Source organism: Kitasatospora sp. NPDC058115 (assembly GCF_042884635.1).
Lineage (GTDB): Bacteria > Actinomycetota > Actinomycetes > Streptomycetales > Streptomycetaceae > Kitasatospora.
In genome coordinates this window covers 216,219-228,994 of record NZ_JBHVTL010000006.1, presented here as the reverse complement: position 1 = coordinate 228,994, position 12,776 = coordinate 216,219, and the positions used below count along the sequence as shown (strand labels likewise).

Sequence of the window (12,776 nt, the reverse complement as noted above, 5' to 3'; positions counted from 1 at the left end):
GCGCGCCGAGCGGCGCCTCGCCCGCGTGTTCGGCTGCGCCGGGCGGGCGGGGCGTCGCAGGATGGGCACGGCACCACGGCACACCCGCGAGAGCACGGAGGAAGCACGGATGACCTCTTCCCAGTCCACCGCCCCCGAGGAGTACGACGTCATCGTGATCGGCGCCGGTCCGACCGGCGAGAACGTCGCCGACCGGACGGCCGCCGCCGGTCTGCGCACGGTGATCGTGGAGAGCGAACTGGTCGGCGGCGAGTGCTCGTACTGGGCCTGCATGCCGAGCAAGGCGCTGCTGCGCCCGGTGGCCGCGCTGGCCGACGCCCGCGCGGTGGCCGGCTCCCGGGAGGCGGTCGGCGGCGGCGTCCTGGACCCGGCCGCGGTGCTCGCGCGGCGCGACTCGTTCACCTCGCACTGGCAGGACGACGGCCAGGTGCAGTGGCTCCGCGACACCGGGATCGACCTGGTCCGCGGCCACGGCCGGCTGGCCGGCGAGCGGCAGGTGACGGTCGAGGCGGAGGACGGCAGCGAGCGGCTGCTGGTGGCCCGGCACGCGGTGGCGATCTGCACCGGCAGCCGCCCGGTGCTGCCGCAGGGCGTGCCCGGACTGGCCGGCGCGAGGCCGTGGACCAACCGGGAGGCGACCGGCTCGCCGACCGTCCCCCGGCGGCTGGCCGTGGTCGGCGGCGGCGTGGTCGGCGTGGAGCTGGCCACCGCCTGGCGGGCGCTCGGCTCGGAGGTGACGCTGCTGGTCCGCGGGAGCGGGCTGCTGCCGCGGATGGAGCCGTTCGCCGGCGAGCTGGTCGCGGACGGCCTGCGGGCGGCCGGGGTGGACGTCCGGTTCGGGACCGAGGTCGCCTCCCTGGAGCGCCGGGCGGCGGGGGCGGACGACGGGCCCCGGGAGGTCACGCTGGTGCTCGGCGACGGCGGGCGGCTGACCGCCGACGAGGTGCTGTACGCCACCGGGCGCGCCCCGCGCACCGCGGACGTCGGCCTGGAGCAGGTCGGCCTGCACCCCGGCGGCTGGCTGGACGTGGACGACAGCTGCACCGTGCTCGGGGTCGACGGCGGCTGGCTGTACGCGGCCGGGGACGTCAACCACCGGGCGCTGCTGACCCATCAGGGCAAGTACCAGGCGCGGATCACCGGCGCGGCGATCGTCGCGCACGCCGAGGGGCGCTCGCTGGACACCACGCGCTGGGGCGCGCACGCCGCGTCCGCCGACAGCGCGGGCGCGCCGCAGGTGGTCTTCACCACCCCGGAGGTCGCGGCCGTCGGTCTGACCCTGGACGCCGCCGAGCGGGCCGGACTGCGGGTCAAGGCGATCGACCACGACCTCGGCGCGGTCGCCGGTGCCTCGCTGTACGGCGACGACTACGAGGGCCGGGCCAGGGCGGTCTTCGACCTGGACCGGGAGGTGCTGGTGGGCGTGACGTTCGTCGGCCCCGGCGTCTCCGAGCTGTTGCACTCGGCGACCGTCGCGGTGGTCGGCGAGGTGCCGATCGACCGGCTCTGGCACGCGGTGCCCGCCTACCCGACGATCAGCGAGGTCTGGCTGCGGCTGCTGGAGGGCTGCCGGGGCTGAGCCCGCCGCCCCCGCCCGCGCCCGCGCCCGCGGGCCGTCCGCCGGTTTACGGCGGACGGCCCGGTGCCCGGTGCCCGGCGCGGCGAGGTGTGGCGGGCGTCCGGCGGCGGGACACTGGCCCGGGGAGGGGTGTCCGGGCGGGGCCGTTTCGCCGAGCAGGTGGTGTGTGGCAATGAGCGAAGTGCTGTTGGCCGTCGGGACCGAGAAGGGCCTCTTCCTCGGGCGCAGCCGCGACCGGTTGGACTGGGAGTTCAGCGGGCCGCACTTCCGGATGAACGCGATCTACTCCGTGGCGATCGACCGCCGCGACCGCGGCGACGGCGGGCCCCGCGGGGACGGGGGTGTCCGGCTGCTGGTGGGCGCCGACAGCAGCCACTGGGGGCCGTCGGTCTGGCGCTCGGACGACCTCGGCGCCAGCTGGTTCGAGCCGCCCACCCCGGCGATCCGCTTCCCCGAGCACACCGGCGCCTCGCTCACGCGGGTCTGGCAGCTCCAGCCGGCCGGCCCCGAGGCCCCCGGCGTGGTCTACGCGGGCACCGAACCCGCCGCGCTGTTCCGCTCCGAGGACGGCGGCGAGAGCTTCACGATGGTCGAGCCGCTCTGGAACCACCCGCAGCGCAGCGAGTGGGGAGCCGGGTACGGCGGCCAGGGCCTGCACACCGTCCTCAGCGACCCGCGCGACCCGCAGCGGCTGCTGGTCGCCGTCTCCAGCGGCGGCGTCTACCGCAGCAAGGACGGCGGCGACAGCTGGGAGCCGTCCAACGCCGGGCTGCGGGCCGAGTTCTTCCCGGAGGAGAGCCAGTACCCCGAGTTCGGCCAGTGCGTGCACAAGATCGCCCGGGACGCCGTCAACCCGGACCGGCTCTACCTGCAGAACCACGGGGGCGTCTACCGCAGCGACGACGGCGGCGCGAACTGGCGCTCGATCGCCGACGGGCTTCCGGCCGACTTCGGCTTCGCGATCGCCGCCCACCCGCGCCGCGCCGACACCGCGTACGTGTTCCCGCTCGGCGGCGCCGACGACCGGATCCCGCCCGGCCGCCGCTGCCGGGTGTTCCGCACGAACGACGCCGGTGACAGCTGGCAGGCGCTGGCCGAGGGCCTGCCGGGCGAGGACCACTACGGCATCGTGCTGCGCGACGCGCTGCGCACCGACGACGTCGAGCCGGCCGGCATCTACTTCGGCAACCGGACCGGCGACGTCTACGCCAGCCACGACGAGGGCGAACACTGGTCGTTGCTGGTCTCCCACCTGCCGGACGTCCTCTGCGTCCGGGCGGCCGTGATCGCGGACTGACCCGGGCGCGGGGGTCGGGGCAGGGGGATCGGGGCGGGGGCGGGCGGGGCAAGGCAGGGCAGGACAGAGCAGGGGCCGGGACGGCGGGCTCAGGTGTCGTACTCGCCGTCCCACGGGGCGTGGAAGCCCAGGTTGTCGGGGTAGAACTCGGCCCAGTCGTCCTCCGTCGCGCCCTCGCCGTGCCGTTCGACGACCAGGCCGAAGCGGCAGCCGTCCACGTGCACGGCGAAGGGCGCGATCGCGATGTCCCCGTAGGCGCGCCCGGGCAGGGCGTCCAGCCACTGCGCCAGCCGGTCGGCGGCGGCGACGGCGGCGACCGGGAACCCGCCCGGCACCGCCTCGATCCGCGAGCCGAGGTGACGCCCGGCCTCGTCGAACCGGTGCAGCACGGCGAAGCAGCACCGGTCGGCGCCGTCGTCCGCCTCAGGGACGGCGTAGGTGACCGAGGCGAAGAACTGGCCGCCCCGGAAGCGGCCGATGGTGTCGGTGCGGTAGCCGGGCTCGTGGGCGATCGGGATGACCTCGGGGACGCTCATGCCCGGCCACGCTAGACCCCGCCACCGACAACGCCCGGGGCGGGGGCGCTCAGCGCAGGGTGCGGAAGAACGCCCGGACGTCCGCCACCAGCGGCTCCGGCGCCTGGAGCGAGGCGAAGTGGCCGCCGGTGTCGTACGCGGTCCAGCGGGTCACGGTGTGGGACAGCTCGGCCAGGGTGCGGATCGCCCGGTCGCCGCGGAACACCGCCACCCCGGTCGGCACGCCGGAGGGCGCCGGGCGGCCCCAGCCGTCGGCCGCGATCTCGCGGTAGAGGCGGGCCGCCGAGCCGGCCGTGCCGGTGAGCCAGAACGCGGTGACGTCGGTCAGCACGGCGTCCCACGAGGGCAGGGTCTGGCGGGTCGCCACCGGATCGTGGTCGACGAAGAATTCGAGGTTCCAGGCGAGTTGGCCGACCGGCGAGTCGTTGAGCGCGTAGGCCACGGTCTGCGGGCGGGTGGACATCTGCGTCGCGTAGCCGGAGTGCGCCTGCCACCAGCGGGCGTTGTCGCCGGCCCGGGCCCGCTCGTCGGCGGTCAGCAGCGCGGACTCCGCCGCGTCGAGCGGGGCCGAGGCGGTCGGCGGCGCGTTGAGGTGGACGCCGACCACCCGGTCGGGCGCCACCCGGCCGAGCTCGGGCGAGACGATGGCGCCGAAGTCGCCGCCCTGCGCGCCGTAGCGCGGGTAGCCGAGCCGGCGCATCAGCTCGGCCCAGGCCGCGGCGATCCGGCGGGTGCCCCAGCCCGGCGCCGTGGTCGGCCCGGAGTGGGCGAAGCCCGGCAGCGAGGGCGCGACGACGTGGAACGCGTCGGCCGGGTCTCCGCCGTGCGCCCGGGGGTCGGTGAGCGGCCCGAGGACACCGGTGAAGTCGTGGACGGTGCTGGGCCAGCCGTGGGTGAGGACCAGCGGGAGCGCGTCCGGCTCGGGCGAACGGACGTGCAGGAAGTGCACGTTCTGGCCGTCGATCGTGGTGGTGAACTGGGGGAAGGCGTTGAGTTCCGCCTCGTGCGCCCGCCAGTCGTAGCCGTCCGTCCAGTACTCGGCCAGCTCACGCAGGTACGGCCCGGCCACCCCGTACGACCAGCCGGCCCCCGGCAGGTCGTCGGGCCAGCGGGTGCGGGCGATCCGCAGGCGCAACTCGTCGAGCTCGCCCTGCGGAACGGCGAGCCGGAACGGACGGACGGCGTCCTCGTCGGTGATCATGCGGCGACGGTAGGCGGCGAGTAGGTCCGCCGGTGTCCTACTCTCCACCCGGCCCGGCCGGTCGAAGGGGTCGAACCGGTTGATCCGGACGGATCGTTCACCGAGCATGGCGGGGACGGTACAGGGCGCGCCGAAGGGTGCGCCGACGCGCGAGGATCGGACGAACGGCGTGGCGGAGAAGGATCCTGACTGGCAGTACGGCTACGGGGCGGACGGCGACGCCCTCGTGCGGTACGAACGCGGGGAGCGGGAGGGGCGGCCCTGGGCCGATCAGCTGGAGGTGGTCGACCCGCGCGCCGACCTGGCCGCGCAGGTCGCCTACGTGCGGGCGGAGATGGCGGGCTGGGTGGTCTCCGGGCCGGTCGGGCTCGGCGAGGAGCTGGTGCGGCAGGGCTCCACGGTGCTGCGCCACGGCCACACCATGGAGCGCAAGCTCGCCGGCGCGGCCCCCGACGGGGGGTGGGAGGCCTGGGCGAGCACCCCGCTGCGGGCCGGGTTCCGCGTCGTTCCGTGCGACCGGCCGGCCGGGGAGCTGGCCCCCGGCTCGCTGGCCGCCTTCGGACCGGGCCACCCCGACCACCGCCCCGAGGACGCCGGGAACGCCCCGTCGGCGGTGGACCGGCTCGCCGAGTTGCTCGCCGGCGAGGTCATAGGGCCGCTGCTGCCGTCCAGCGCCCTGGTCGTGGACGACGCCGACCGGGTGGTGGCCGGAGCCGTGCTGACCGACTGGGACGGACTGCCCTGGATCGCCCATGTGTTCCGCGACCCGGCGCACGGCTACCCCGGTCTCGGCGGTGACCTGCTGCGGCGCACCGTCGCGGACGTCGCCCTCGCGGGCCGGAGCGCGATCGGGCTGGCGGTGACCGAGGGCAACCGGGCGCGCCGGCTGTACGAGGAGATGGGTTTCACGGTGACGCGCAGCTCGCTGACGGTCATCGTCCCCTGAGGTACCGCGGCACCGGGGCACCGCAGGCCCCGGTGCCGGGACAGCCGTCCCGGAGCCGGCCCTCAGGGGTGGGCCAGCTCCAGGACGGCTATCCCGGCGAGCACGGCCGCGCTCGCCGCCACCCGCATCCGCCCCAGACGCTCGCGGAACACCACGGTGGCGATCAGCGCGGCGATCACGATGCTGGTCTCGCGCAGCGCGGCGATCGTCGCGAGGTTCCCCCGGGACTGCGCCCAGACCACCAGCCCGTAGGCGGTCAGCGACAGCACCCCGCCGAGCAGCCCGTACGGGACCGCCGGACCGGCCCCGGCCAGCAGGCTCCGCCCCCGGCGCGCCCAGGCGATCAGCGCCAGCACCGGCCCCTGGAGCAGGAACAGCCACGCGATGTAGCCGCCGACGGTGCCCGCGTGCCGCACGCCGCCGCCGTCCGACACGGTGTACCCGGCGATCATCACCCCGGTACCGAGGGCGGCCGCCAGCGCGGGCAGCTGGGCCCGGCCCGGGATCCCGTGGGCCAGGGCCAGTCCGGCCAGGCCGCAGGAGATGACGGCCACGCCGATCAGCTCCCCGGTCCCGAGCCGGTCGCCGAGGAGGGTGACCGACAGCACCGCCACCAGCAGCGGCGCGGAACCCCGCGCGATCGGGTACATCTGCCCGTAGTCCCCCAGCTGGTAGGCGCGGAGCAGGAGCAGCTGGGAGGTCACCTGCAGCACCACGGAGGTGACCAGGTACGGCCAGGCCGCGGCCGCCGGCAGCGGGTTGAGCAGCACCATGACCAGCGCGCAGGCGGTGCAGGCGAGGTTGATCAGCGTGAAGCCGACCAGCTTGTCCGGGATCCGGTGCGCCAGCCCGTTCCAGACCGCGTGCAGCACGGCGGCGGTCAGGACGGCCGCGGGAACAGCCGCGGGAACGGCGGCGGGCATGGTGGACTCCCCTCCGGTGGGCGGCCGAGGGGCCGGCGGACCACCGCCCTCGGAATCGGATTCCACGGTACACTGCCACCATGGAAGAGCGTTCCGATTTTTCTCCGCTGGAATCCCAGCTGGCCGCCCACGTCCGCGCCCGGCTCGGCGAGCTGCGCGGCAGCGAGGCGCGGGTCGCCCAGGTGGTCCTCGCCCGGGGCGCGGACCTGGTCGGCCTGAGCGTGAGCGATGTCGCCGAGCTGGCCGGGACGGCGCCCTCGTCGGTGGTCCGGGCCTGCCAGCGGCTCGGCTTCCGGGGCTACCAGGAGCTGAAGATCGCCGCCGTCCGGCAGGCCCCGGCCCCCGCGCCCGACCCCGCCGACACCCGGGACCCGGCCGCCCGCGCGCTCGCCGACACCGTCCGCTCCGCCCGCGAGGCGCTCGACGGGATCGCCACCACGCTCACCCCCGACCGGCTGCGGGCGGCGGCCGAGGCGCTGAACGCCGCCGACCACGTGCTGGTCCTCGGCGCCGGGCTGTCCGGCGCGGTGGTCGTGGACGCCGCGTACCGGCTGCGCGCGCTGGGCCTGCGCACCGACGCCCCGGCCGACCCGATCACCGCCCAGCTGGCCGCCGCCCAGCTGCCGCCCACCGCCGCCTGCCTGGCCGTCAGCCACACCGGCGCCACCCGCACCGTGGTCGACGCCGCCCGGCACGCCCGCGACAACGGCGCCACCGTGATCGCCCTCACCGGCTACGCCCGCTCGCCGCTGGTCGACGCCGCCACCCACGCCCTGGTCGCCGGCGGCCAGGACCTCGTCTTCGGCCTGGAGACCACGGCCAGCCGGATCGCCCACCTGACGGTGCTGGACGCCCTCACCCTGACCCTGCTCGCGCTGCGCGGCGAACCGGCCGAGCGGGCCCTGCGCCTGTCCGCGGACGTGACGGCCGATCACGCGTACTGAGGGGCCGCCGCGTTCGTCCAGCCGGTGAAACGGCCCCCGGGGCCGTCGGTGGCGGTGTGTAGGCTCGCGGCATGGCAAGGGTGACGCGGGACGACGTGGCGAGGGCGGCGGGGACGTCGACCGCGGTCGTGAGTTATGTGATCAACGATGGACCGCGGCCGGTGGCGGCCGCGACGCGGGCCCGGGTGCTGGCCGCCGTCGAGGAGCTGGGGTACCGGCCGAACCGGGTCGCGCAGGCGATGGCCCGGCGGCGCACCGACCTCATCGGCATGGTCGTGCCGGACGCCCGCCAGCCCTTCTTCGCCGAACTCGCGCACACCGTGGAACGCGCGGCCGCCGAGCGCGGGCGGCTGCTGCTGATCGGCAACTCCGACTACGCCGACGAGCGCGAGGCGCACTACATCCGCGCCTTCCTCGGCATGCAGGTGGACGGCCTGATCCTGGTCACCCAGGACCCGTCCGCCCCCGGGGTCACCGGCGTGGACGCCACCGAGGGGACGCCGGTCGTCCTGCTGCACCACCGCGCCGAGACCGAGCGCGGGATCGCCGTGGTCGCGGACGACGAGGGCGGCGCCCGCGAGGTCGTCCGCCATCTGCTCGGCCACGGTCACGCCGAGGTGCACTGCTTCGGCGGCACCTTCGCGCTCAGCCCCAGCGACCCGGTGACCGTCCGCACCGCGGGCTGGGCCGCCGCGCTCGCCGGGGCCGGCCTCTCCACCGAGGGCCGGCTGACCGCCGCGCCGTTCGACCGGGTGCGGGCGCACCGCGAGGCGCTCGCGCTGCTGGCGCGCGCCGACCGGCCGTCCGCCGTCTTCTGCGCGACCGACGACCAGGCGATCGGTCTGCTGCGGGCCGCCGACGACCTGGGCCTGCGGGTGCCCGAGGACCTCGCGGTGGCCGGCTTCGACGACATCGCCGAGGCGGTGATCGCCGGCCCGCCGCTGACCAGCGTGGCCACCGCCCAGGCGGAGATGGCGCGCGCCGCCGTCGACCTGGTGCTGAGCGCGGGTGCCGACGGCGGGCCGGCCCCGGCCCCCGGGGCCCGGACGTTCCCGGCCCGGATGGTGCTGCGCCGCTCCTGCGGCTGCCCCGGGGACTGACCCGCCGGGCCCGGGGCCGGGCCGGTCAGATCCCGGCCCGGGTGAGCCGGCGGAAGACGACGGCCACCACCAGGGCGGTGAGCACCAGCAGCAGACCGGCCTCGACGAGCTGGATCGGCACGAGGTGCGACACCGGGTGGTACCGCCCCCAGGAGGTGGGCGCCGCCGCACAGACGTCGGCCACCGGCAGGCATTCGTCGGACGTCATCCTGGTGCCGTCCGCGAGCACCACCCCGTGCTCCACCAGCCAGGCGTTGGTGGGCTGGGCGAAGCCGCCCAGGGTGTTGTTGTACGGCTGCTCCTGGTCGACCAGCGGCCAGAGCGAGGGCCGCAGCATGATCATCGCGGTGTGGGCGAGCGCCACCGCCGCGCCGCTCGCCAGCACGGCGGCGACGGTGCGCCGCAGCAACTGTCCGACCAGCACGCCCAGCGCCAGGCCGAACAGCGACCAGGCGACGGGGACCACGCCGAGCACGGGGTAGGTGAACCCCTGGAACGGCGGGTCGAAGGCCCCGAAGGCCCCCCGCCGGTGCACGATGTCCGACCACCACACCCAACTGGTCAGCCCGGCCACCAGGGTGGACAGCAGCAGCACGGCGGCGCCCGGGACGGCGAGCCGGGCCGCCAGCCAGCGGCCCGGGCTGACGGACTGCGCCAGCACCATCCGCAGGGTGCCGCGCTCGTACTCCTGGGCGAGCAACGGCCCGCCGAGGAAGGTGCCGAGCAGGACCGGGACGGCCGTGACGGCCGGCTGCAGGATGTCCGTGAAGGCCCGGAGCAGCAGCTCCAGCCGGCCGTACTGCACCCGGCACTCAAGGCCCCAGCTCTCCCCGGAGTCGCAGCCGGTCCGCGTCATCAGCTCGGCCCGGTCCTGGATGAGGACATGCAGGGCGATCAGGACCAGCACGGTGAGGAGCGCCGGAACGGCCATCGTCCGCACCGCCACCCGGCTCTGCTGCCACGACAGCCAGAGCACGCCGCGCGGCCCCCGGGGGCGGCGGGCGGTCGCGGGCCGTCCGGCCGTCCGGTCCGCGGGCGCCGGGGCGGGCGGGCCGGTCAGGGTGCTGGTGCTCATGCGGCGGCCTCGCGATCGGGGGCGGTGACGGGGGTCCGGACCGGGGTGCGGAGGTAGGCCAGCAGCAGTTCCTCCAGGCTCGGCCGGGTCGACTCCCACGGGCCGTCCACCGGTTCGCCGGTGTGCAGCAGCGCGGTGACCTGGCGGCCCCGGACCCGCCGCTCCACGGTGGTGCCGGCGGGCAGTTCGGCCCCGTCGGCGGCGCCGACGAGCAACCGGTGGCCGTCGAGGATCTCCTCCAGGTCTCCGGCCAGCCGGATCCGGCCCGCCTGGACCAGCAGCAAGTGGTCGATGACGCCGTCGAGTTCGGGCAGGATGTGGGAGGAGACCAGGATGGTGGTGCCGCGTTCGGCGGCCTCGGCCATCAGCACGCCCATCAGTTCGTGGCGGGCGAGCGGGTCGAGGTCGGCCATCGGCTCGTCGAGCAGGAGCAGTTCGGGGCGCTTGCCGAGGGCGAGCGCGAGCGCGACCCGGGTGCGCTGGCCGCCGGAGAGCGAGCCGACGCGCGCGCCCAACGGCAGCTCGCCCATGTCGATGACCCGTCGGGCGGCCTCCTCGTCCCACCCGGGGTTGAGCTCGCGCCCGAGGCGCAGCGTGCCCGCCACCGTGAACGAGGGGTAGAGCGGCTTCTCCTGGGTGACGTAGCCGACCCGCGCACGGGACTCCGGAGTGCTCGACGTCTCGCCGAACACCCGCAGTTCGCCCTCGGTCGGCTCGATCAGCCGGGCGGCCAGGGTGAGCAGGGTGCTCTTCCCCGCCCCGTTGGCGCCGACCACGCCGCAGATCCGGCCGGCCGGGACGGTGAAGTGGCAGTCGCGCAGGGCCCATCGGTCACCCCGGTAGCGCTTGCCCAGCCCCACGGCCTCGACGGCCGGCCGCTCCTCCGCCGGTGTCGCGTCCGGTCCGGTTGTCACGTCCGTCATGCGGTCCCCCCACCCTCCCTAGTCCGTTGCGGCCGGGCCCACCGGCCCGGCCGGCCCGTGCGGCGTCCCGGGGACGCCGGATGCGAAGCGCTGCTCCAGCACGGAGGCCAGCAGCGCGGTGATGTCCTCGCGGTCGAGTCCGGCCGCGCGGGCCTCGTCGACCCAGCCCACCAGCCCCGCCCGCAGCGGCCCGTCGGCGGCCGCCTCGGGCCGGGCGAGCGAGCGGCGGACGAAGGTGCCGAGCCCCGGCCGGGGTTCGACCAGCCCCTCGCGCTCCAGCTCGCGGTAGGCCTTCAGCACGGTGTTCGGGTTGATCGCGGTCTGCTCGACCACCTCCCGGGCGGTCGGCAGCTTGTCCCCGGGCTGGAGCACACCGAGCCGCAGCGCCTGCTTGGTCTGCTGCACGATCTGCTGGTAGGTGGAGACGCCGCTGCGCCGCTCGATGCGGTACTCGATCACACCCGCAACACCCTTTCACTAGGTCATTAGTGGAATCGTGGCGAACCTCGGCGCCGTGGTCAAGTCGGACCCGGGGGGTCCGGGGCCCGCGGGGCTCACGGACGGCGCAGCAGCCGCAGGTCGCCGTCCTCCACGACCCGCCGGTAGCCCAGCTCCCCGTACCGGCCGAGCATCCGGACGGTGTCCTCGATCGCGCAGGGTGCGTGCACGCTGGGGTCGGCCAGGTCGACGACCACCCACTGCGGCCCGTCCTGCAGCGCGTCGGCGAGCGGTGGCGCCGGTTCGCGGCAGACCAGGCCGACCGTGGTCCGCCCGGCCAACTGTGCGGCGAGGCGGTTGGACGCGGCCACGGTCGCGCCGTCGGGTATCCGTTCGAGCAGCTCCCGGGTCCGCGCCAGGCGGGGCGAGGTACCCCAGGCCCCGGGGGCGGCGAGCTCGTGCAGCGGGTAGACCGGGAGCGTCACGGCGGCGACCAGGCCGGCGGCCACCAGGGCGCGCCGGGCCCGGCGGACGGCCGCGGCGGGGGACGGGGCAGGGGAAGGGCCGTCCGGGGCGGGGGAAGGGCCGTCCGGCACGGGGGAAGGGCCGTCCGGCGCGCACCGGTGGCCGCCGGGGCGGGCGAAGGCGCCGGTCCGGTCGAGGGCGTCCACCAGGGCCGCCAGCAGCAGCGGCATCAGCACCGCGCTGTAGTGGTACCCCACGCCCCAGTAGTGCGGGTTGTCGGCGATCAGCCGCCAGCCCAGGGTCGGCACGCAGAGCAGCGCCAGCGGTGACCGCAGCCCGAGGAACCCGGCGGTCGCGGCGGCCAGGCCGAGCAGCAGCCACTTCAGCGGCGGCCAGACCAGCCGCACCGCCGTCTCCCACGGCGCACCGGCGGCCTCCCCCGCACCCACCTGCCCCCAGTAGGCGAAGTCACCGCCGGGGTTGAAGGACGGCAGCACCACCAGCATGGTCAGCGCCGTCGCGGCCAGACCGAAGAGCGCCACCCCGAAGCCCAGCGCCCGGATCCCGCTCCCGCGCGCCGCCCGTGCGCAGACCAGCGCCCCGACGACGGCCACCGTCAGCCCGAGGTCCTCCTTCACCAGCACCAGCGGCAGCGCCCAGAGCACCGCCGCGACCGGCCGCCCCCGCCCCAGCGCGGTGGCCGCGAAGGCCAGCAGCGGCACGGCGAACGCGATCTCGTGGAAGTCGTCGGCCACCGCCTCGACGATCCCCCAGGACACCCCGGTCAGGCAGCCGACGGCGCCGGCCAGTCGCGGGCCGCCGACCCGGTAAGCCCACCGGCTCAGCGGCACCACGGCCAGTGCCATCAGCACCGCCTGGGCGACCAGCAGCGTCACGGCGCTCGGGAACACCCGGTAGAACGGGGCGAGGGTGGCGAGCAGCGGGTGGAAGTGGTCGCCGAGCAGGTGGTAGCCGGGACCCTTGAGCAGCACGACCGGCGCCCGCCCGTCCGCGTAGGCCCGCACCGCCTGCTCGAAGATGCCCAGGTCGTAGGCCTGGGTCAGCATGCGCCGGTGCCGGTTGACGGCGACGCAGGAGTAGAGCACGGCGAACAGCCCGGCGAGCCCCCAGGACAGCACCCGGGGACGCCGGAGGGAGCGGAGCACCGCGCGGAGCACCCACATGAACAAACCACCCTTCCACTATTGAATTAGTGAAAGGGTGGTGGAAGCCCGGAGCGGCCGTCAACCCCGGCCGGACCGGACCGGGGGGTACCCCGCCCCGCACAGGGGGGTCAACCCCCCTACCGGGAAGGGGGTTTCTCCGGTTCCGGGGCGCCCGGCCGGCCG

12 protein-coding genes are annotated in these 12,776 nt (G+C 76.0%); 5 read left to right on the top strand and 7 right to left on the bottom strand.

The genetic code is table 11. From position 1 onward, the window contains the following. Nucleotides 1-109: 109 nt before the first annotated feature. Both ACFVVL_RS08860 and ACFVVL_RS08855 read left to right on the top strand, forming a co-directional pair. On the top strand, nucleotides 110-1,579 hold the full coding sequence (locus ACFVVL_RS08860) for a dihydrolipoyl dehydrogenase family protein (protein WP_387672645.1): 1,470 nt from the start codon (nucleotides 110-112) through the stop codon (nucleotides 1,577-1,579). 172 nt (nucleotides 1,580-1,751) lie between these two features. Next, the gene (locus ACFVVL_RS08855) at nucleotides 1,752-2,876 is read left to right on the top strand and encodes a WD40/YVTN/BNR-like repeat-containing protein (protein WP_387672642.1); all 1,125 of its coding nucleotides are present in this window, start codon (nucleotides 1,752-1,754) and stop codon (nucleotides 2,874-2,876) included. An 89-nt stretch (nucleotides 2,877-2,965) separates the two neighbouring features. Here ACFVVL_RS08855 and ACFVVL_RS08850 read toward each other — a convergent pair whose 3' ends face one another. Both ACFVVL_RS08850 and ACFVVL_RS08845 read right to left on the bottom strand, forming a co-directional pair. Beyond that, a complete protein-coding gene (locus ACFVVL_RS08850; protein ID WP_387672639.1) occupies nucleotides 2,966-3,412 on the bottom strand; it encodes a hypothetical protein in 447 nt (148 codons plus the stop codon). Between the two features lie 49 nt (nucleotides 3,413-3,461). After that, nucleotides 3,462-4,613, bottom strand: a complete 1,152-nt coding sequence (locus tag ACFVVL_RS08845) for an epoxide hydrolase family protein (RefSeq protein ID WP_387672767.1) — start codon at nucleotides 4,611-4,613, stop codon at nucleotides 3,462-3,464. Between the two features lie 169 nt (nucleotides 4,614-4,782). Between ACFVVL_RS08845 and ACFVVL_RS08840 the strand changes: the two genes are divergently transcribed. Continuing rightward, nucleotides 4,783-5,559, top strand: a complete 777-nt coding sequence (locus ACFVVL_RS08840) for a GNAT family N-acetyltransferase (protein ID WP_387672636.1) — start codon at nucleotides 4,783-4,785, stop codon at nucleotides 5,557-5,559. 62 nt (nucleotides 5,560-5,621) lie between these two features. Here the strand turns inward: ACFVVL_RS08840 and ACFVVL_RS08835 are convergent, their stop codons facing one another. Further along, complete coding sequence (locus tag ACFVVL_RS08835) at nucleotides 5,622-6,482, bottom strand: EamA family transporter (protein WP_387672633.1); 861 nt, start codon at nucleotides 6,480-6,482, stop codon at nucleotides 5,622-5,624. 80 nt (nucleotides 6,483-6,562) lie between these two features. On the opposite strand from ACFVVL_RS08835, the gene ACFVVL_RS08830 reads away from it, so the two are divergent. Then, nucleotides 6,563-7,426: a MurR/RpiR family transcriptional regulator gene (locus tag ACFVVL_RS08830; protein WP_380297074.1), complete on the top strand. Its 864-nt coding sequence runs from the start codon at nucleotides 6,563-6,565 to the stop codon at nucleotides 7,424-7,426. Nucleotides 7,427-7,497: 71 nt separating this feature from the next. Continuing rightward, a complete protein-coding gene (locus ACFVVL_RS08825) occupies nucleotides 7,498-8,526 on the top strand; it encodes a LacI family DNA-binding transcriptional regulator (protein ID WP_380297075.1) in 1,029 nt (342 codons plus the stop codon). A 25-nt stretch (nucleotides 8,527-8,551) separates the two neighbouring features. On the opposite strand, the gene ACFVVL_RS08820 is transcribed toward ACFVVL_RS08825, so the two are convergent. The 4 genes from ACFVVL_RS08820 to ACFVVL_RS08805 form a co-directional block, all read right to left on the bottom strand. Then, nucleotides 8,552-9,601 (bottom strand): ABC transporter permease subunit, encoded by a 1,050-nt coding sequence (locus ACFVVL_RS08820; protein WP_387672630.1) that lies wholly within the window; start codon nucleotides 9,599-9,601, stop codon nucleotides 8,552-8,554. Then, nucleotides 9,598-10,524, bottom strand: a complete 927-nt coding sequence (locus tag ACFVVL_RS08815; RefSeq protein WP_380297078.1) for an ABC transporter ATP-binding protein — start codon at nucleotides 10,522-10,524, stop codon at nucleotides 9,598-9,600. Before ACFVVL_RS08815 ends, ACFVVL_RS08820 begins: the two co-directional genes overlap by 4 nt. An 18-nt stretch (nucleotides 10,525-10,542) precedes the next feature. Next, nucleotides 10,543-10,983, bottom strand: a complete 441-nt coding sequence (locus tag ACFVVL_RS08810) for a GntR family transcriptional regulator (protein WP_380297080.1) — start codon at nucleotides 10,981-10,983, stop codon at nucleotides 10,543-10,545. A 95-nt stretch (nucleotides 10,984-11,078) separates the two neighbouring features. Further along, nucleotides 11,079-12,611, bottom strand: coding sequence for a DUF2079 domain-containing protein (locus ACFVVL_RS08805; RefSeq protein ID WP_387672626.1), 1,533 nt, complete (start codon nucleotides 12,609-12,611; stop codon nucleotides 11,079-11,081). Between the last annotated feature and the right edge of the window lie 165 nt (nucleotides 12,612-12,776).

Excerpts from the sequence above, each read along its gene's own strand:
- ACFVVL_RS08830 (WP_380297074.1), top strand. The coding sequence starts at position 6,563 with ATGGAAGAGCGTTCCGATTTTTCTCCGCTGGAATCCCAGCTGGCCGCC.
- ACFVVL_RS08835 (WP_387672633.1), bottom strand. The coding sequence starts at position 6,482 with ATGCCCGCCGCCGTTCCCGCGGCTGTTCCCGCGGCCGTCCTGACCGCC.
- ACFVVL_RS08860 (WP_387672645.1), top strand. The coding sequence starts at position 110 with ATGACCTCTTCCCAGTCCACCGCCCCCGAGGAGTACGACGTCATCGTG.
- ACFVVL_RS08820 (WP_387672630.1), bottom strand. The coding sequence starts at position 9,601 with ATGAGCACCAGCACCCTGACCGGCCCGCCCGCCCCGGCGCCCGCGGAC.
- ACFVVL_RS08805 (WP_387672626.1), bottom strand. The coding sequence starts at position 12,611 with ATGTGGGTGCTCCGCGCGGTGCTCCGCTCCCTCCGGCGTCCCCGGGTG.
- ACFVVL_RS08855 (WP_387672642.1), top strand. The coding sequence starts at position 1,752 with ATGAGCGAAGTGCTGTTGGCCGTCGGGACCGAGAAGGGCCTCTTCCTC.
- ACFVVL_RS08825 (WP_380297075.1), top strand. The coding sequence starts at position 7,498 with ATGGCAAGGGTGACGCGGGACGACGTGGCGAGGGCGGCGGGGACGTCG.
- ACFVVL_RS08850 (WP_387672639.1), bottom strand. The coding sequence starts at position 3,412 with ATGAGCGTCCCCGAGGTCATCCCGATCGCCCACGAGCCCGGCTACCGC.
- ACFVVL_RS08815 (WP_380297078.1), bottom strand. The coding sequence starts at position 10,524 with ATGACGGACGTGACAACCGGACCGGACGCGACACCGGCGGAGGAGCGG.
- ACFVVL_RS08845 (WP_387672767.1), bottom strand. The coding sequence starts at position 4,613 with ATGATCACCGACGAGGACGCCGTCCGTCCGTTCCGGCTCGCCGTTCCG.